The sequence below is a fragment of the Salinarimonas sp. genome (assembly GCF_040111675.1).
Lineage (GTDB): Bacteria > Pseudomonadota > Alphaproteobacteria > Rhizobiales > Beijerinckiaceae > Salinarimonas.
Genome location: NZ_CP157794.1, coordinates 4976943 through 4994846, shown reverse-complemented (window position 1 = coordinate 4994846; position 17904 = coordinate 4976943). Strand labels below are relative to the sequence as shown.

Here is a 17904-nt window from a genome sequence, read left to right as displayed (position 1 = left end):
GCCCGCGGATCGCTTCACACCCCGCGGGACCCGTCCGTCATGCCCACTCGCAAGGAGCGCGTCACGCGCGCGCTGATCTCCGTTTCCGACAAGACCGGCGTCGTCGACTTCGCCCGCGCCCTCGCCGAGCGCGGGGTGGCGCTGGTCTCCACCGGGGGCACGCATCGCGCGCTCGCGGAGGCGGGGCTCACTGTCCAGGAAGTGTCCGACCTCACCGGCTTTCCGGAGATGATGGACGGGCGCGTCAAGACGCTGCATCCGAAGGTGCACGGCGGCCTGCTCGGCCTGCGCGACAATCCGGAGCATCAGGCGGCGATGCTGGCGCACGGGATCGTCGAGATCGATCTCCTCGTCGTCAATCTCTACCCGTTCGAGGCGACGCTCGCCGCGGGCGGCGATTACGCGGCGCTCGTCGAGAACATCGACATCGGCGGCCCGGCCATGATCCGCGCCGGCGCCAAGAACCACGAGAGCGTCGCGGTGGTGGTCGACCCGGCCGATTACGAGGCGATCCTGGCCGAGCTTTCCGAGCACGAGGGCGCCACCACCTACACCCTGCGCAAGCGCCTGGCCCAGAAGGCCTACGCCCGCACGGCCGCCTACGACGCGGCGATCTCGAACTGGCTCGCGGACGCGCTCGAGGTCGAGGCGCCGACCTATCGCGCCCTCGGCGGGACCCTCGCCCAGGCCATGCGCTACGGCGAGAACCCGCACCAGAAGGCGGCCTTCTACCGCACCGGCGAGGACCGCCCCGGCGTCGCCACGGCGCGGCAGGTGCAGGGCAAGACGCTGTCCTACAACAACATCAACGACACCGACGCCGCCTACGAATGCGTCGGCGAATTCGACCCGGCCGAAAGCGCGGCGGTGGTCATCGTCAAGCACGCCAATCCGTGCGGCGTCGCCACCGGCGCGACCCTGGCGGACGCCTACGCCCGGGCGCTCGCCTGCGACCCGGTCTCGGCCTTCGGCGGCATCGTCGCGACGAACCGCACGCTCGACGCCGAGGCGGCGGCGAGGATCGTGGAGGTCTTCACCGAGGTGATCATCGCGCCCGACGCCACGCCGGAGGCGATCGAGATCGTCGGCGCGAAGAAGAACCTGCGGCTCCTCCTCGCCGGCGGCCTGCCCGACCCGCGGGCCAAGGGGCTCTGCGTGCGCACCGTCGCCGGCGGGCTCCTGGTGCAGGAGCGCGACGACGCCGTCGTCGCCGACATGACCCTGAACGTCGTCACCAGGCGCCAGCCGACGGCGCGGGAGATGGCGGACCTCGCCTTCGCCTTCCGGGTGGCCAAGCACGTCAAGTCGAACGCCATCGTCTACGCCCGCGACGGCGCGACGGTGGGCGTGGGCGCCGGGCAGATGAGCCGGGTCGACAGCTCGCGCATCGCGGCCTGGAAGGCGGCGGAGGCGGCCCGCGCGCTGAACATCCCGGAGAGCCTCGCCAAGGGCTCGGTCGTCGCCTCCGACGCCTTCTTCCCCTTCCCGGACGGGCTCCTCGCGGCGGCCGAGGCGGGCGCCACCGCCGTGATCCAGCCCGGCGGCTCCGTGCGCGACCCCGACGTGATCGCCGCGGCCGACGAGGCGGGGCTCGCCATGGTGTTCACGGGCACCCGCCACTTCCGCCATTGAGGGGCGTCCCGCGCCTCACTCGCCGATCGTCCACTCCATCCCGACCCGCGCGGTGAAGGTCAGCTGAGCGGGCGGCACGATCGGCACGGCCGGGGCCGCGGCGGCGCGCATCATCATGCGGTCCATCTCCGGCCGCGGCCCGCCGTCCACGGAGCCGTCGCCGATGCGGCGGATCGCGCCGAGCGGCACGCCGGCGGCGTCCGCCAGGACCTCCGCCTGCCGCCGCGCGTCGGCGACGGCGCGGCGCATGGCCTCCTCCTCCGCCTCTTCCGAGCGCTCGAGCCCCCAGGCGATCGACTGAAAGGTCATGGCGTCGAGCGCCAGGATCTCGCCGGCGAACGCGCCCACGGCGTCGATCTCGCGCAGCACGATCTGCAGCTGGTGCGTCGCCGTGTAGGGCGGCACGGCGCGGGGCTCGCCGTCGCGATCGAATTCCTGCGGGGTCTCGTAGACCTGGAAATTGGCGGTGAGCACGTCCTCGCGCGCCACGCCGCGGGCTTCGATGGCGGCGAGCGCCTCCTCGGTGGCGACGCGATTGGCCTCGACCACCGCGGCGACGGTCTCGCCCCGGTTCGTCACCGAGACGAAGACGCGCGCGAAGTCCGGCGCGCGCTCGACCTCGCCCATCCCGGTCACGGCGATGCGCCCGGGCGCGGTCGCGTCCTGCGCGCGAGCCGGACCCGCGAGCGGCGCGAGGGCGAGGGACGCCGCCACGAGAGCGGCGAGGGCGGGGAGGGTGATGAAGCGCATGACGGGCCTTTCTCGACGAGACGCTGCGACATCCTGGCCGGCTTTGTGGCCGATGCGAGGCGCGCCGGCGGTGCGTGCGGTTGCGGCAGCTGCGTCCTACCGCGTGAGTCCTTCCGGCGACAGTCGGCTTAATCCGCTCTTAACCCTCTTCCTGGCGGAGTCGAGGGACGGTTAAACTGCGTGCGAATCGTGCAGCGTCGCCCCGATCGCCCGGCTTTCCGGGAGGGCGCGCGCGTGGACGGACGGGGGCGATGCGGCGGATGGACGAGGGTCACGGGCATAACGGGCGAGAGCGCGCGCGCGGCGGCGCCCCGGCGCGACGCGCGGCGCTCGCGACCACCGCCCTCGCCGGCGCGCTGGCGAGCCCGTTCCTGGCCACGCCCGCGGCCGCCCTCGACCTCGGCGGCCTCGCGGCCCGGCTCGACCCGCAGAACGCCATCAGCTTCGCCTTCGTCGCCGGCTCCCTGATCTTCGCGCTGACCACGGCCCTGTTCCACCGGGTCGAGCAGCGCCGCTGGACCGCGCGCGAAGCCGGCCTGCGCGCCGAGCTCGCCGACCTGCGCGCCGCCGCCGACCGGGCCGAGACCGTGATCGGGGCCGAGAGCCAGATCGTCGTCTCCTGGGACGGTCGCGACGCCGAGCCGCGCGTCGACGGCGACCCGAACGCGCTCGGCGCCGCCGCCGCCGGCCGGCGGCTCCTCGCCTTCGGCTCCTGGCTCGGCCCCGCCGACGCCGGCGCCCTCGACAACGCGCTGGCCCGCCTGCGCGAGCGGGGCGAGGCCTTCCGGATGACGCTGCGCACGCAGCGCGACCGGTTCGTCGACGCGCAGGGCCGCGCGCTCGGCGGCCAGGCGATCCTGCGCCTGCGCGACGTCACCGGCGATAGGCTCGAGCTCCTGCGCGCCCGCGAGACGCTGGTGCGCCAGAACGACGACCTGCGGAACCTGCGCGCGCTGCTCGAAGGCATGACCCAGCCGGTCTGGCTGCGCGACGGCGACGGCCGCATCGCCTGGGCCAACCCCGCCTGGCTCGCCGCCGTGGAGGCGCAGGACCTCGACGACGCCCGCGCCCGCGGGCTGGAGCTGCTCGATCGCGCCGAGCGCGACGAGGCCGCGCAGGCGCGCGCGGCGCGCACGCCGTTCGCCAGTCGCGCGACCGCCATCGTCGCCGGCGCGCGCCGCACGCTGGACGTGGCCGAGACGCCCTCGCCCGGCGGCTTCGTCGGCATCGCGGTGGACGTCACCGAGCTCGAGGAGGTGAAGAGCGACCTCCAGCGCCAGATGCAGGCGCACGTGCGCACCCTCGACCACCTGCCGAACGCGGTCGCCATCTTCGACGCGCGCCAGAAGCTCGTCTTCCACAATTCCGCCTATCGCGCGCTCTGGGGCCTCGACCGCGCCTTCCTGGAGAGCGGCCCCTCGGAGGGCGAGATCCTCGATCGGCTGCGCGCCGAGCGCCGCCTGCCCGAGCAGGCGGACTGGCGGCGCTGGAAGGCGGACGTGCTCGCGAGCTACCGCGCCATCGAGCCTCAGGAGACCTGGTGGCACCTGCCCGACCGGCGCACCCTCCACGTCGTCGCCAACCCCAACCCGCAGGGCGGGCTGACCTATCTGTTCGACGACGTCTCCGAGCACATCTCGCTCGAGAGCCGATACAACGCCCTCATGCGCGTTCAGGGCGAGACGCTCGACGCGCTGGAGGAGGGCGTCGCCGTCTTCGGCTCCGACGGCCGGCTCAAGCTCGCCAACCGCGCCTTCCGCGCGCTCTGGCGCCTGCCCGAGCCCGAGGCCGGCGACGAGCCGCATCTGGAGAGCGTCGTCCAGACCTGCCGCGCGCTCGCGCCCGACGACGAAGCCTGGTCGCGCATCCGCGGGGCGATCGCCGGCGACGCCGAGGCGCGCACCGAGCTCGCGCTGCGGCTCGCGCGCCGCGACGGCCTGCACCTCGACTGCGCCGTCCAGCCGCTGCCGGACGGCGCGACGCTGATCGCCTTCGTCGACGTCACGGCGAGCGTCAACGTCGAGCGGGCGCTCATCGAGAAGAACGAGGCCCTCGAGGTCGCCGCGCGCCTGCGCGAGGACTTCGTCCACCACGTCTCCTACGAGCTGCGCTCGCCGCTCACGACGATCATCGGCTTCGCCCAGCTCCTCGGCGACGAGACGGTGGGCGGCCTCAACGAGCGCCAGCGCGAATATGCCGGGCTGATCATGCGCTCCTCGGGTGCGCTGCTCGCCATCATCAACGACATTCTCGACCTCGCCTCCATCGACACGGGCTCGCTCGAGATCTCGCCCGGGGCGGTCGACATCCGCGAGACCATCGAGGCCGCGGTGCGCGGGCTCGACGACCGCATCGCCGAGCAGAAGCTCGTCCTCGACGTCGACGCGCCGGACGACATCGGCTCCTTCGTCGCCGACGGCAAGCGCGTGCGGCAGGTGCTGTTCAACCTCCTGTCCAATGCGGTGGGCTTCTCCGAGACGGGCCAGACCGTGCGGCTCGCCGCGCGCAAGCGCCCCGGCGAGGTGGTGTTCGAGGTCTCGGACGAGGGGCGCGGCATCCCGCCGGAGGTGGTCGAGCGGGTCTTCGACCGATTCGAGAGCCACACGCTCGGGACCCGCCATCGCGGCGTCGGCCTCGGGCTGTCCATCGTGCGCTCCTTCGTCGAGCTGCACGGGGGACGCGTGTCCTTGACGTCGCGGCCCGGATCGGGAACGACGGTGACCTGCGTCTTTCCCGCGGACGGCCCGCAGCGCCTCGCCGCGGAATGACGGCGCTCGCGCGCGGGGCGCGCTCGAACGAGGACACGATGCCCGACACCGGCCTGATGGGGCTCCCCCCGGGACCCGACCCGCGGCTACCCGTCTGGGAGATGCTGCTCGAGGACGAGCAGGCGACGCGCGACATGGCGCGCTTCATCGCCGACGAGCTCAAGCCCGGCGATCTCGTCACGCTCTCGGGCGGGCTCGGCGCGGGCAAGACGACGCTCGCCCGCGCCATCGTCCGCGCGCTCGCCGGCGATCCCGCGCTCGAGGTGCCGAGCCCGACCTTCACCCTGATGCAGACCTACGAGACGCCGAAGGCGCCCGTGGTCCACGCCGACTTCTATCGCCTCGGCTCCTCGGACGAGCTGATCGAGATGGGCTGGGACGAGGCGATCGACGGCGCCGTCGCGCTGGTGGAGTGGCCGGACCGCGCCGCGGCGGCGCTCGGCTCCTCGCGGCTCGACATCACCCTCGACGTGGTCTCCGCCGACGGGGCGCAGGCGCGGGTGGCGATCCTCGTCGGCGTCGGCGCTTTCGGCGAGCGGCTGGTGCGGGCGCGCGCGCTGAAGGCGCTGCTCGAGCGCGCCGGCTGGACCGGCGCGCGCCGCACGCCCATGACCGGCGACGCCTCGACCCGCGCCTACGAGCGGCTGTCGAAGCCCGGCGGCGAGACGGCCGTCCTGATGATCTCCCCGCGCCGCCCCGACGGCCCGCCGATCCGGCAGGGGCGCTCCTACAGCGCCATCGCGCGGCTCGCCGAGAGCGTGCACGCCTTCGTCGCCATGGATCGCGGCCTGCGGGCGCTCGGGCTTTCCGCGCCGAAGATCTACGGCGAGGCCCTCGACGAGGGCCTGCTCCTCCTCGAGGATCTCGGCTCCGAGCCGGTGGTCGACGCGGCCGGCCCGATGCCGGAGCGCTACGCCGAGGCCGCGCGGCTCCTCACCCGTATCCACACGACGACGCTGCCGCAGGTGCTCCCCGTCGCCGACGAGATCGAGCACGTCATCCCGCCCTACGACCTGCAGGCGCTCTCCATCGAGGTCGAGCTCTTCATCGACTGGTACGCCCGCTTCCATGCCGGCCACGAGGTCTCCGGCTCGGCGCGCGCCGAGTTCCTCGCCGCCTGGAAGGAGGCGCTCGAGCCGGTCGTCGCCGCGCCGGCGACTTGGTGCCTGCGCGACTACCATTCGCCGAACCTGATCTGGCTGCCCGAACGCGAGGGCGTCGCCCGGGTGGGGCTGATCGACTTCCAGGACGCGACGCTGGGCCATCCGGCCTACGACCTCGTCTCGCTCGCGCAGGACGCCCGCGTCGACGTGCCGCCGGCGCTCGAGCTCAAGCTGCTCTCGCTCTACGCGCGCGAACGCAAGGCGCGCGAGCCGGATTTCGACGTCGCCGGCTTCGCCCGCGACTACGCCGTGCTCGGCGCGCAGCGGGCGACGAAGATCCTCGGCATCTTCGTGCGGCTGGAGCGGCGCGACCGCAAGCCCGCCTATCTCGCCCACGTGCCGCGGATCGAGGCCTATCTCGCCCGCAATCTCGCCCACCCGGCGCTGGCGCGCCTGAAGGCGTGGTTCTCCGCGCACGCGCCCGCCTTCGCGCAACCCGACCCCGCCGGCCCCGACCCGTCATGACGCCCCGCCCCGCCACCGCGATGGTCCTCTCCGCCGGCTACGGCCGGCGCATGCGCCCGCTCACCACGACGACGCCCAAGCCCCTGATCCGGGTGGGCGGCAAGGCCTTGATCGATCACGCCCTCGACCGGCTCGCCGCCGCCGGCGTCGAGAAGGCGGTCGTGAACGTGCATTACCTCGCCGACCTGGTGGAGGCGCATTGCGCGCGTCGCGAGGGCGCGCCGGCCCTCGTGATCTCCGACGAGCGCGAGCGGCTGCTCGACACCGGCGGCGGCGCCAAGGCGGCGCTGGCCCATCTCGGGCCCGGGCCGTTCCTGGTGCACAACACCGATTCCGTCTGGCTGGAGGGGCCGGCGAGCCAGATCGGCCGGCTCGTCGATTTCTACGACCCGGCCCGCATGGACGTGGCGCTCCTCCTCGCGCCGACGGCGACCTCCATCGGCTTCGACGGGCCCGGCGATTTCGAGATGGACGCCGACGGGCGTCTCGCGCGCCGCGGCGAGCGGCGCGTCGCGCCCTTCGCCTATGCCGGCGTCGCGGTGGTCTCCCCGGACCTGTTCGCGGATACGCCGGACGGGCCGTTCTCGCTCAACCCGGTCTTCGACCGGGCGTCGCGGGCCGGACGGCTCCACGGCCTGCGCCTCGACGGGGTGTGGCTGCATGTCGGCGATCCGCAGGCGCACCGCGAGGCGGAAGCGCGGATCGCGCTCGCGACGTGAGCGCGCATGGTCTTCGGTGCGCTATCAAGCGGCATTAGCGCGTTCTTAAGCGGCTTCCTCTAAGTCTACCTGGTCGCTTTCCATGCGGAATCGGGGCCGCCGCACATGCACATCGTCGTCGTGGATACGAGCCGGGTCGTCCTCAAGGTGATCGCCGGACTGCTCGAGCCGAGGGGGCATACCGTCGCGAGCTTCACCGACAGCCGCGAGGCGCTGGCCTTCGTCACCGACACGCCGAGCGTGGACGCCTTGATCACGAGCCTCGAGACCCGGCCCATCGGCGGCTTCGAATTGTGCTGGTCGGCCCGCCTGCTCGCGGAGGATCGCCGGCCGCTCTACATCATCGCGATGTCGTCGTTGAAGAACGCCCGCAACCTCTCCGAGGCGCTCGATTCCGGGGCCGACGACTTCATCTCGAAGCCCCCCTGCGCCGAGGAGCTGAACGCGCGCCTGCGCGCGGCCCAGCGCCTCACGGGGCTGCAGCGCGAGCTGATCCGCCTCGCCGAGATCGACCCGCTCACCGATCTCCTCAACCGCGGCGCCTTCCTGCACCGGCTCGGCGACGCGGCCCGCCGACATGCCCAGACCGGCCGTCTCGCGCTGGTGATGGGCGACATCGACCACTTCAAGACGATCAACGACGGCCACGGCCACGAGGTCGGCGACGCGGCGATCCGCGCCGCGGCCGAGGTCTTCGCCGCGGCCGCGCGCGACGCCAAGGGCTTCGCCGGCCGCATCGGCGGCGGGGAATTCGCGGTGGCGCTCCCGGGCAGGACGGGGCTCGAGGCCTCCGACGTCGCCAACCTCGTCCGCGGCAAGATCTCCCAGATCCGTGTCAAGGGACGCACCGGCCCGGTGAAGTTCACGGCCAGCCTCGGCGTTTCCGAATGGTCCGAGGGAGAGACGGTCGAGGGCCTCCTCAAGCGCGCCGACATCGCCCTCTACGACGCCAAGGCCGGCGGCCGAGACCGCGTGATGACGGCCTTCTCGGACGTGCATGTGGCGCGGGTGGGGTGAGGGCCTGCGCTCCTGCGCCCGGTCGCGCCTCTTGCTCCCGCGCGCGCCCCGGTCCATCACGGGCTCCCTTCGACACGTCACTCTCGGGAGACCCCATCCATGTCCGACATCACCCGCATCGATCCCGGCCCGCGCATGTCCATGGCGGTCGTTCACGGCGGCGTCGTCGCCACCGCCGGCCAGGTGGCCAAGGAGACGGCGGGCGGCGCGGTCTCCGACCAGACCCGCGAGATCCTCGGCCTGATCGACGATCTCCTCGCCAAGGCGGGCACGGACAAGACGAAGCTGCTGACCGCCAACATCTGGCTCGCCGACATCGCGACCTTCGCCGAGATGAACGCGGTGTGGGACGCCTGGATCGCCCCCGGCTGCGCGCCGGCGCGCGCCACCGTCGAGGCGAAGCTCGCCCGCCCCGACCTCACCGTCGAGATCGCCGTCACCGCGGCCGTCTGAGGCCGTTCGCGCCGGGCGCGCTCTAGGCCGGGCGCCCTCTAGGCCGGGCGCCCTCGGCCCGGCCCCTCTTCGCGCAGGCGCTGGGCGATGGCGTCGCGCAGCACGACGCGGTGCTCGCGCAGCACCTTCTCCTCGTCGTCCGTGCGCAGCTCCTCGCGGGCGTCGATCCTGCCGATCTCCCGATCGACCTCCTCGTAGCGCGCGACGATCTTGTCGAAATGCGGATCGACCCGCCGCACGGCCTCGATCCGGTCGAGATCGACGGCGAGTTCCCGGTTGAGCGGATGCGGACCCTGGTCCATGGCGGCCTCCGTGTCGGCGTGGGTTTCGCGGGAAACGACGCGGGGGCGGGTGGGGTTCGGGGGGGCGGGGCGGCGCTTGCGGGGGGCGGGGGAACACGCCATCTTGTGGGCGTCCAAGAGCGAAGTGCGAGGCGCACCGTCATGAGCGAGATCACGAGCCGCGTCACGGCCGAAGGCGCCGTTACGATCCCGGCGGACTTGCGGGCTCGGCTCGGGCTGGAGCCCGGCAGTCATGTCGCCTTCGACTCCACGGACGATGGCCGGATCGTGCTGAGGAAGGTGGACCCGGACGTCGCTCGACGCGTCGCACGCTATCGCGGACACGCGGGCCCCGGCCTTTCCACGGACGAGTTGCTGCGGCTGACGCGCGGGCGGGCGCCCGGCGATCCCTTCTGAGCCGATGCTCGTCGACAGCAATGTCGTCCTCGATCTGGTCACGAACGATCCCGTGTGGGGCGACTGGTCGAATGCGCGGATCGACGAAGCCTTGAGCGCCGGCCCGCTCTACGTCACCGACGTCGTCTACGCGGAACTCGCCGTGCGTTATGAGCGGGTGGACGAGCTGGACGACATGCTGGCCGGGGTCGGCGTTCAGCTCGCGCGGACGCCGCGTGCTGCATTGCACGTCGCCGCGCAGGCGTTCGGCCGCTTTCTCGCCAGTGGCGGGCGCCGCACGAGCGTCATTCCCGACTTCTTCATCGGCGCGCACGCCGCCGTGGAGAACTGGCCGCTTCTCACGCGCGACCCGAAGCCCTTCCGCCGCTACTTCCCGGACGTCCGCCTGATCACCCCGCCCGCACATCCTTGACTCTCCCCCCGTCCCCCTGTACCTCCCTCCCCCTCAGCTCTTCGTCCTGGACGAACGCTCATCCGCCGACCGGTCCCGCGAGGCCGGAGGTCAACGCCCGACAGCGCGTCGCGCCCTCGGGCGCGATCGGCGTTGCGTTTCGGGCGGGGAGCGGTGGCGAGGCGGGGCGCTTGCGCCCATATCGGGCTCGGGGTGAGCATGACGGACGACACGCGCGAGCGGCTTACGATCGAGGACGCGGTCAACGCGACCTGCCCGTGGTCGGGGGACCCGATCGCGGCGGATTCGCTCACGCGCTATCGCGGGCGCGTCGTCGGCTTCTGCAATCCCGGCTGCCGCGACAAGTTCGAGGCGGCGACCCGGCATTTCGACGCGGCGATCGACGAGGACGCCGCGCCGCTCCTCGCGAAAGGGCTCGAGTGACCATGTTCGAAGGCCTGTCCGACCGCCTCTCCGGCATTCTCAACGGCCTCACGCGCCGCGGCTCGCTGTCCGACGCGGACGTCAACGAGGCCCTGCGCGAGGTGCGCCGCGCCCTGCTCGAGGCCGACGTCGCCCTCGAGGTGGTGCGCTCCTTCACCGATCGCGTGCGCGAGCGGGCGGTCGGCGCCGAGGTGGTGAAGTCGGTCACCCCGGGCCAGATGGTCGTCAAGATCGTCAACGACGCGCTGGTCGAGATGCTCGGCGCCGAGGCCGAGACCATCGACGTGCGCGCCACGCCGCCGGTGCCGATCCTGATGGTCGGCCTCCAGGGCTCGGGCAAGACCACCACGACCGCGAAGATCGCCAAGCGGCTGACGGAGCGCGAGAAGAAGCGCGTCCTGATGGCCTCCCTCGACACGCGCCGGCCCGCCGCGATGGAGCAGCTCGCCGTCCTCGGCCGGCAGGTCGGCGTCGACACGCTGCCCATCGTCGAGGGCCAGAGCGCCGTGCAGATCGCCAAGCGCGCCATGCAGGCGGCGCGCCTCGGCGGCTACGACGTCGTCATGCTCGACACGGCCGGCCGCGTGACGGTCGACGAGCAGCTGATGGCGGAGGCCGCCGACGTCGGCAAGGCGGTGGACGCGCACGAGGTGCTCCTCGTCGCCGACGCCCTCACCGGCCAGGACGCGGTCAACACGGCGCGCGCCTTCGACGGCCGCATGGGCCTCACCGGCATCGTGCTCACCCGCATGGACGGTGATTCCCGCGGCGGCGCGGCGCTCTCCATGCGCGCCGTCACCGGCAAGCCGATCAAGCTCATCGGCACGGGCGAGAAGGTCGACGCGCTCGAGGAATTCCACCCGAGCCGCGTCGCCAACCGCATCCTCGGCATGGGCGACATCGTCTCGCTGGTCGAGAAGGCGGCGGAGACGCTCGACCAGGAGAAGGCGCTGCGCATCGCCGAGAAGATGCGCAAGGGCAAGTTCGACCTCGAGGACCTGCGCGACCAGCTCGGCCAGATGGAGAAGATCGGCGGGCTCGGCGGGCTGATGGGCATGATGCCGGGCATCGGCGCCATGAAGAAGCAGCTCGAGGGCGCCAACCTCGACGACCGCATCATCAAGCGCCAGCGCGCCATCATCGATTCGATGACGCCGGCGGAGCGCAAGACCCCGGACATCCTCAAGGCCTCGCGCAAGAAGCGCATCGCCGCCGGCTCGGGCGTGAAGGTCGAGGACGTCAACAAGCTCCTCAAGATGCACCGCCAGATGGCGGACGTCATGAAGATGATGGGCAAGAACAAGAAGGGCGGGCTCGGCGCCGCGCTCGGCAACATGTTCGGCATCGGCGGCGGGGGCATGGGGGGCGGCATGCCCGAGCCCACGCCCGAGATGATCGCGGAGATGCAGAAGAAGATGGGCCAGGGCGGAGGCGGCGGCCTGCCGCCGATGCCGCCGGGTCTCGGCGGCAAGCCCGGCGCGCCGGGGCTTCCCCCGGGGCTCCCCGGCCTGCCCGGCCCGAAGGGCGGCGGCCTGCCTGGCCTCGGCGGCGGCTTCCCGTTCGGAGGCAAGAAGAAGTGAGCGACGTCGCGCTCGAGATCCCGCGGCTCGAGACCGAGCGGCTCGTCCTGCGCGCCTGGCGCCAGGCGGATTTCGAGCCGTTCGCGGCCTTCTACGCCGACGAGGAGAGCGCGCGCCACGTGGGCGGCGTGCACGACCGTATCGCCGCGTGGCGGCGGATGGCGGGCTATGCCGGCCATTGGCAGCTGCGCGGCTACGGCTTCTGGGCGCTGGAGGACAAGGCGTCGAGGGCCTATGCCGGCTATTGCGGCCTGTGGTTCCCCGAGGGCTGGCCGGAGCCGGAGATCGGCTGGGGCCTGCTGCCGGCCTTCCGCGGCCGCGGGTACGTGACCGAGGCGGCGCGCCGGGTGCGCGACTACGCCTATCGAGACCTGGGGTGGACGACGCTGATCTCGTCCGTCGACCCCGACAACCATGCCTCCGCGCGCGTCGCCCAGCGTCTGGGCGCCCGGCGCGACGGCACGTTCGACCTGCGCGGGGAGGTGATGGACATCTGGCGCCATCCCGGACCCGACGCGATCGACCCATCGTCCGAGACGCGACGCGCATCGGAAACGACTCACTAGACCTCATCCAGGAGAGAACAGACATGGCCCTCAAGATCCGCCTCACCCGCGGCGGCGCGAAGAAGCGCCCCTATTACCGCATCGTCGTCGCCGACGCCCGCTCGCCGCGCGACGGCCGCTTCATCGACCGCATCGGCTCCTACGACCCGATGAAGCCGAAGGACGCCGCCGATCGCGTCGTCGTCGACGTCGAGAAGGCCAAGGCCTGGCTCGCCAAGGGCGCCCAGCCCACCGACCGCGTGCTGCGCTTCCTCGATCAGGCCGGTCTGATGAAGCGCCCCGAGCGCAACAACCCGGAGAAGGCCAAGCCCGGCAAGAAGGCGCAGGAGCGCGCCGCCGAGCGCGCCCAGCGCGAGGCCCAGGCGGCCGAGGCCGCCGGCGGCGAAGCCTCGGCGTGATCGCGTGATGCGCGGCGGGCGCCGGGGAGAGGGATCGCGGCGCGGGCCGGCGGGACGCGCTCCCGGGCGCGGGCCGCAGGCCGATCTCGGCCGGCCGCCGGCGCGCGCGGAGCCCGCCGCGCCGCCGCCCGACAGCGTGCTTTCGGGCGTGCGCGTCGGCGAGCTCGGCCGCGCCCACGGCGTGCGCGGCGAGGTGCGGGTGAAGTCCTTCACCGAGGACCCGCTGACGCTGGGCCGGCTCGGGCCGCTGACCGCGGCCGACGGCCGCCGCATCGTGATCGAGGATCTCCGCCGCGCCCCCGGCGGCGCGCCGGACATCCTGATCGCCCGCATCGACGGCGTCGCCGACCGCAATGCGGCCGAGGCGCTCACGCGGCTGCCGCTCTACGCCCCGCGCGCGGCGCTCGGCTCGGCCGACGCGCCGGACGAGTGGCTGGTCGAGGACCTGATCGGGCTCGAGGCCCGCGACGCGGCCGGGACCAGCTACGGGCGCATCGTCGCGGTCCCGGATTTCGGGGCGGGCGACCTGCTGGAGATCCTGCCTCCCGGCGCCCGCACCAGCGTCTACCTGCCCTTCACGAAGGCCTTCGCGCCGCATGTCGACGTCGCCGCCGGCCACGTCGTGATCGCGCCGCCGGAGGACTTCCTCGCCCCGCCGAAGCCCGATGAGGCGCGGGAGGAGGAGAAGGCCGCGGCCGGGAGCGACGCCGACGCGGACGGAGCCGGCGGGTGAGCGCGCCCGGCGAGAGAGCCGCCGCGCCGGATGCGGCGCCCTGGCGCGCGAGCGTGCTGACCCTCTATCCCGAGATGTTCCCGGGCCCGCTCGGGCTCTCCCTGTCCGGCGAGGCGCTGGCGCGCGGCGCCTGGACGCTCGAGGCCCGCAACATCCGCGATTTCGGCCGCGGCCGGCATCGGTCGGTGGACGACACGCCCGCCGGCGGCGGCCCGGGCATGGTGATCCGCGCCGACGTCCTCGCCGAGGCGCTCGACGCCGCCGCGCCCCCCGACGACCCGCGCCCGCGGCTGCTGATGAGCCCGCGCGGCCGGCCGCTGCGGCAGGACTTCGTGCGCGAGCTCGTCGCCGGCCCCGGCGCGCTGATCGTCTGCGGGCGCTTCGAGGGCGTCGACGAGCGGGTGATCGAGGGCCGCGGCCTGATCGAGGTCTCGATCGGCGACTACGTGCTCTCCGGCGGCGAGATCGCCGCCATGGTCCTGCTCGACGCGGTCGTGCGCCTCCTCCCCGGCGTGATGGGCGCGCACGCGTCGGGCGAGGAGGAGAGCTTCGAGGGCGGGCTCCTCGAATATCCGCACTACACCCGCCCGCGGGACTGGGAGGGGCGCACGATCCCGGACGTGCTGCTGTCGGGCAACCACGCCGCCATCGCGCGCTGGCGCCGCGAGCGGGCGCGCGCCCTCACCCGCGCCCGCCGGCCGGACCTCCTGCCGGACGACGACGCGAGCCGCTGAGGCACGACGAGCTCACCAGCGACGATCGGTTAACGCGCGTTTACCGCTCGGCGCGCCTGCTCGCGCGGCCGAGACCGTTTCGCCGGCCCTGCCGTTAAGCGCATCGGCGTAGCGTGGTTCTCGGCCGATCCCCCGCGGTCGCCCCAGAGCCCTTCCGGAGCACGCCCATGCTCGCCGCGCTGAAGCCCCGCCAAGCCAATGCCGCCGACGTCGATTTCCGCCGCATGGCCGACGCCCTGCCGAGCGCCGTCATGCTCTGCGAGATCGCGAGCTTCGACATCGTCTACGCCAACCCGCGCTCGGTGGCGCTGCTGGAGACGATCCGGCACGCGCTGCCGGTCGACCCACAGCGGATCGTCGGCGCCTCGCTCGACGTCTTCCACAAGGCGCCCGAGCGCCAGCGGCGCATGCTGGCGGACCCGAAGAACCTGCCGCACACGGCCAGAATCGAGCTCGGCGCCGAGCACCTCGCTCTCGAGATCACCGCGCTCCACGACGCGCGCGGGCGCTATCGCTGGGCCGTGCTGACCTGGAACGTGGTCACGGAGGCGGTGGAGCGCGAGCGCCAGACACAGCGGCTGCTGACCATGATCGACGACATGCCGATCAACGTGATGACCTGCGACCCGCAGACCTACGTCATCGACTATCTCAACAAGGCGAGCCTCGCGACGCTGAAGCGGATCGAGGCGCATCTGCCGATCGAGGCCGACACGGTGCTCGGCTCCTCCATCGACGTCTTCCACAAGCGCCCGACGCATCAGCACCGCATGCTCTCCGAGCCCGAGAGCACGATGCCGATGAGCTCGAACATCAAGGTCGGGCCCGAGACGCTCAACCTGAAGATCTCCGCCATCCGCGACGCGGCCGGCGCCTATCTCGGGCCGATGGTGACCTGGTCGGTGATCACCGACAACGTCCGCCTCGCCGCCAGCGTGGAGGAGGCGGTCTCGGCCATGGCGCGCACGTCCGAGGATACGGGACGCTCGGCGGAGTCCATGGCGAATACCGCGGAGCGGGCGCAGTCCATGGCGGCCTCGGTGAGCGCCGCCACCGAGGAGATGGCCGCCTCCATCGCCGAGATCGCGACGCAGGTGACCTCGGCCTCCGGCATGGCGAGCGCCACGCGCACCCGCGCCGGCGATGCCGACGGCGTCGTCCAGACCCTCGCCCACGAGGCCGCCGACATCGGCTCGATCACCGAGACCATCGAGAGCATCGCCGCGCAGACGAACCTGCTCGCCCTCAACGCCACCATCGAGGCCGCCCGCGCCGGCGCGGCCGGGCGCGGCTTCGCCGTCGTCGCCGCCGAGGTGAAGCAGCTCGCCACCCAGACCGCCAAGGCGACGAGCGAGATCCGGATGCGGATCGAGAAGATCCAGGGCATGACCGGGGACACGGTGGAGGCCATCAAGACCATCGTCTCCGAGATCGGCTCCCTGTCCTCGATCTCCTCCCAGATCGCCGCGGCGGTCGAGGAGCAATCCGCCGCCGTGCGGGAGATCAACGACCACATGAGCGGCGTCAACGACGCCGCCCGCGACACCGGCGGCGCGGCCGACGACGTCCGCCGCGTGGCCGGCGACCTCGACGCGACGGCCAAGCGCCTCACCGAGGAGGTGGCGCGCTTCCTGAAGACGCGGGATTGAAAGCTCGTCCGGCGCGAGGGTCCGTCATCCCGGACGGCGAAGCCGATCCGGGACCCGTACCCGCGACATCGGCTTCGAGCGCGCGTGCCGCGCTCGTCGCGTCACGCTCCGGTTCAGGTCGCGCGACGCGGCCTGAAGGCCGCGAAACAGGCTCCTGTGTCTCTGGGTCCCGGGTCGCCGTTCGGCGCCCGGGATGACATCGAAGGGCCGGCATTCCCGATCGTGAGCCTCACGCGCGCCGGACGAAGCGGGCGGCGAAAAATCCGTCGACGCCCGGCGCGTCCGGGGCGAGGCCCAGATGCGGCAGGGCGCGCAGGTCGCCCTGGGGGTCGATCAGATCCGCCGCGCCGCCGATCTCGTCGGGGCGGAGGGGATCGCGCACGAAACCCGGATGGCGCGTGAGGAAGGCCGCCGCCTGCGCCTCGCCCTCCTCGGGCTCCAGCGAGCAGGTGCAGTAGACGAGCCGCCCGCCCGGCTTCGTCAGCCGCGCGGCCTTGTCGATCAGGCGCTGCTGCAGGTCGGCGAGCCTGACGATGTCCTCGGCGGTCTTGGTCCAGGCGACGTCCGGGTGCCGGCGCAGGGTCCCGGTGGAGGAGCAGGGCGCGTCGAGCAGGACGGCGTCGAAGAGCTCGGCCTCGTCGAGCGCCAGCGCGTCGACGGCGCGGGTCTCGGCCGCGAGCCCGAGGCGGGCGAGGTTCTCGGAGAGCCGCGCGAGGCGCTTGTCGGAGCGGTCGACGGCGAGGACCGACGCGCCGGCGGTCGCGAGCTGGGCGGTCTTGCCGCCGGGCGCGGCGCAGAGATCGGCGATCCGCTCGCCGGGCCGCGGTGCGAGGAGCCGCGCGGGCAGCGCCGCGGCGGCGTCCTGCACCCACCAGGCGCCCTCGTCGTAGCCGGGAAGCTCCGGCACGGGCGTGCGGGCCGCGATCCGCAGCGTGCCCGTCGGCAGGAGCCGCGCGCCGAGCCGCTCCGCCCAGCCCTCCGGGTCGGCCTTCACGGTCAGGTCGAGCGCCGCCTCGCCGCGATTGGCGCGGGCGATCGCGGCGGCGCGCGCCTCGCCGTAGGCGGCCGTCCAGCGCGCGGCGAGCCAGTCCGGCGTGTCGCGGAACGGGTCGGCGTCCGCCTCGGCGAGGATCGCCTCGCGCTCGCGGGCGATCCGGCGCAGGACGGCGTTGACCAGGCCGCCGGCGCGGGCGAGGCGCGGGTCCTCGCGGGCGAGATCGACGGCGGTGCCGACCGCCGCGTGGTCGGGCACGTCGAGAAACAGGATCTGCGCCGCGCCGACCACGAGGAGCGCCTCGACGCGGGGATCGCGCATCGGCTTCTCCAGGCGCTCGGCGAGGGCGCGCCGGATCGTCCCGAGCCGGCGCAGGCCGGTGACCGCGATGGCGCGGGAAAGCCCCAGATCGCGCGCGTCGAGCGCCGCCGCGGGCGCCCGCGCCGCGAGGACGTCGTCGAGCGCCCGGCGCACGCGCAGGGTCTCCTCGACGACGGCGAGAGCGAGGCGGCGGGCGCCGAGGCCCGCCGGAGGATGGGTGTCGGCCACGGTGACAGGGGTCCTTCGAGACGGCTCGGATCGGGGCCGCCTCAGAGCAGTTGGTATCGGGGACGGCGTTCAGCGTCATCCCGGGCGCCGAACGGCGACCCGGGACCCATTCACGCCAACGATCGTGTCGCAGCCTTCAGGCTGCGTTTCGCCGCTATATCGGCCGACACGTGGCGCGACGAGCGCGGCATGCGCGCTCGA

Annotated in this window: 18 protein-coding genes; 15 read left to right on the top strand and 3 right to left on the bottom strand. The window is 73.2% G+C overall.

The window, feature by feature from the left end:
• Nucleotides 1–39: 39 nt before the first annotated feature.
• Nucleotides 40–1632: a bifunctional phosphoribosylaminoimidazolecarboxamide formyltransferase/IMP cyclohydrolase gene (purH, locus tag ABL310_RS23150; RefSeq protein WP_349369350.1), complete on the top strand. Its 1593-nt coding sequence runs from the start codon at nucleotides 40–42 to the stop codon at nucleotides 1630–1632.
• Nucleotides 1633–1647: 15 nt separating this feature from the next.
• Here purH and ABL310_RS23145 read toward each other — a convergent pair whose 3' ends face one another.
• On the bottom strand, nucleotides 1648–2382 hold the full coding sequence (locus tag ABL310_RS23145) for an SIMPL domain-containing protein (protein WP_349369349.1): 735 nt from the start codon (nucleotides 2380–2382) through the stop codon (nucleotides 1648–1650).
• Nucleotides 2383–2642: 260 nt separating this feature from the next.
• On the opposite strand from ABL310_RS23145, the gene ABL310_RS23140 reads away from it, so the two are divergent.
• The 5 genes from ABL310_RS23140 (at nucleotide 2643) to ABL310_RS23120 (ending at nucleotide 8967) form a co-directional block, all read left to right on the top strand.
• Nucleotides 2643–5150, top strand: coding sequence for a PAS-domain containing protein (locus ABL310_RS23140; RefSeq protein ID WP_349369348.1), 2508 nt, complete (start codon nucleotides 2643–2645; stop codon nucleotides 5148–5150).
• A gap of 38 nt (nucleotides 5151–5188) precedes the next feature.
• Complete coding sequence (gene tsaE, locus ABL310_RS23135; RefSeq protein WP_349369347.1) at nucleotides 5189–6778, top strand: tRNA (adenosine(37)-N6)-threonylcarbamoyltransferase complex ATPase subunit type 1 TsaE; 1590 nt, start codon at nucleotides 5189–5191, stop codon at nucleotides 6776–6778.
• On the top strand, nucleotides 6775–7497 hold the full coding sequence (locus tag ABL310_RS23130) for a nucleotidyltransferase family protein (protein WP_349369346.1): 723 nt from the start codon (nucleotides 6775–6777) through the stop codon (nucleotides 7495–7497). The genes tsaE and ABL310_RS23130 overlap by 4 nt, the downstream gene beginning before the upstream one ends.
• 105 nt (nucleotides 7498–7602) lie before the next feature.
• Nucleotides 7603–8514: a diguanylate cyclase domain-containing protein gene (locus ABL310_RS23125; protein WP_349369345.1), complete on the top strand. Its 912-nt coding sequence runs from the start codon at nucleotides 7603–7605 to the stop codon at nucleotides 8512–8514.
• Between the two features lie 99 nt (nucleotides 8515–8613).
• Complete coding sequence (locus tag ABL310_RS23120) at nucleotides 8614–8967, top strand: RidA family protein (protein ID WP_349369344.1); 354 nt, start codon at nucleotides 8614–8616, stop codon at nucleotides 8965–8967.
• A 38-nt stretch (nucleotides 8968–9005) separates the two neighbouring features.
• Here ABL310_RS23120 and ABL310_RS23115 read toward each other — a convergent pair whose 3' ends face one another.
• Nucleotides 9006–9269 carry a DUF465 domain-containing protein gene (locus ABL310_RS23115; RefSeq protein WP_349369343.1) on the bottom strand — a complete coding sequence of 88 codons (264 nt, stop codon included), beginning with the start codon at nucleotides 9267–9269 and terminating at the stop codon, nucleotides 9006–9008.
• A 141-nt stretch (nucleotides 9270–9410) separates the two neighbouring features.
• Between ABL310_RS23115 and ABL310_RS23110 the strand changes: the two genes are divergently transcribed.
• From ABL310_RS23110 to ABL310_RS23070, 9 genes are all read left to right on the top strand, one after another.
• Nucleotides 9411–9665 carry an AbrB/MazE/SpoVT family DNA-binding domain-containing protein gene (locus ABL310_RS23110; RefSeq protein ID WP_349369342.1) on the top strand — a complete coding sequence of 85 codons (255 nt, stop codon included), beginning with the start codon at nucleotides 9411–9413 and terminating at the stop codon, nucleotides 9663–9665.
• A gap of 4 nt (nucleotides 9666–9669) precedes the next feature.
• On the top strand, nucleotides 9670–10077 hold the full coding sequence (locus ABL310_RS23105) for a type II toxin-antitoxin system VapC family toxin (RefSeq protein ID WP_349369341.1): 408 nt from the start codon (nucleotides 9670–9672) through the stop codon (nucleotides 10075–10077).
• 198 nt (nucleotides 10078–10275) lie between these two features.
• A complete protein-coding gene (locus ABL310_RS23100; RefSeq protein ID WP_349369340.1) occupies nucleotides 10276–10500 on the top strand; it encodes a glutathione S-transferase in 225 nt (74 codons plus the stop codon).
• A 2-nt stretch (nucleotides 10501–10502) separates the two neighbouring features.
• Nucleotides 10503–12080: a signal recognition particle protein gene (gene ffh / locus ABL310_RS23095; protein WP_349372109.1), complete on the top strand. Its 1578-nt coding sequence runs from the start codon at nucleotides 10503–10505 to the stop codon at nucleotides 12078–12080.
• Nucleotides 12077–12646 carry a GNAT family N-acetyltransferase gene (locus ABL310_RS23090; RefSeq protein WP_349369339.1) on the top strand — a complete coding sequence of 190 codons (570 nt, stop codon included), beginning with the start codon at nucleotides 12077–12079 and terminating at the stop codon, nucleotides 12644–12646. Before ffh ends, ABL310_RS23090 begins: the two co-directional genes overlap by 4 nt.
• A gap of 23 nt (nucleotides 12647–12669) precedes the next feature.
• Nucleotides 12670–13044: a 30S ribosomal protein S16 gene (gene rpsP / locus ABL310_RS23085; RefSeq protein ID WP_349369338.1), complete on the top strand. Its 375-nt coding sequence runs from the start codon at nucleotides 12670–12672 to the stop codon at nucleotides 13042–13044.
• Nucleotides 13045–13051: 7 nt separating this feature from the next.
• Nucleotides 13052–13777, top strand: coding sequence for a ribosome maturation factor RimM (gene rimM, locus ABL310_RS23080; RefSeq protein ID WP_349369337.1), 726 nt, complete (start codon nucleotides 13052–13054; stop codon nucleotides 13775–13777).
• A complete protein-coding gene (gene trmD, locus ABL310_RS23075; protein ID WP_349369336.1) occupies nucleotides 13774–14511 on the top strand; it encodes a tRNA (guanosine(37)-N1)-methyltransferase TrmD in 738 nt (245 codons plus the stop codon). Before rimM ends, trmD begins: the two co-directional genes overlap by 4 nt.
• 167 nt (nucleotides 14512–14678) lie before the next feature.
• Complete coding sequence (locus tag ABL310_RS23070) at nucleotides 14679–16160, top strand: methyl-accepting chemotaxis protein (protein ID WP_349369335.1); 1482 nt, start codon at nucleotides 14679–14681, stop codon at nucleotides 16158–16160.
• A 229-nt stretch (nucleotides 16161–16389) separates the two neighbouring features.
• On the opposite strand, the gene rsmB is transcribed toward ABL310_RS23070, so the two are convergent.
• The gene (rsmB, locus tag ABL310_RS23065) at nucleotides 16390–17703 is read right to left on the bottom strand and encodes a 16S rRNA (cytosine(967)-C(5))-methyltransferase RsmB (RefSeq protein WP_349369334.1); all 1314 of its coding nucleotides are present in this window, start codon (nucleotides 17701–17703) and stop codon (nucleotides 16390–16392) included.
• Nucleotides 17704–17904 lie beyond the last annotated feature (201 nt).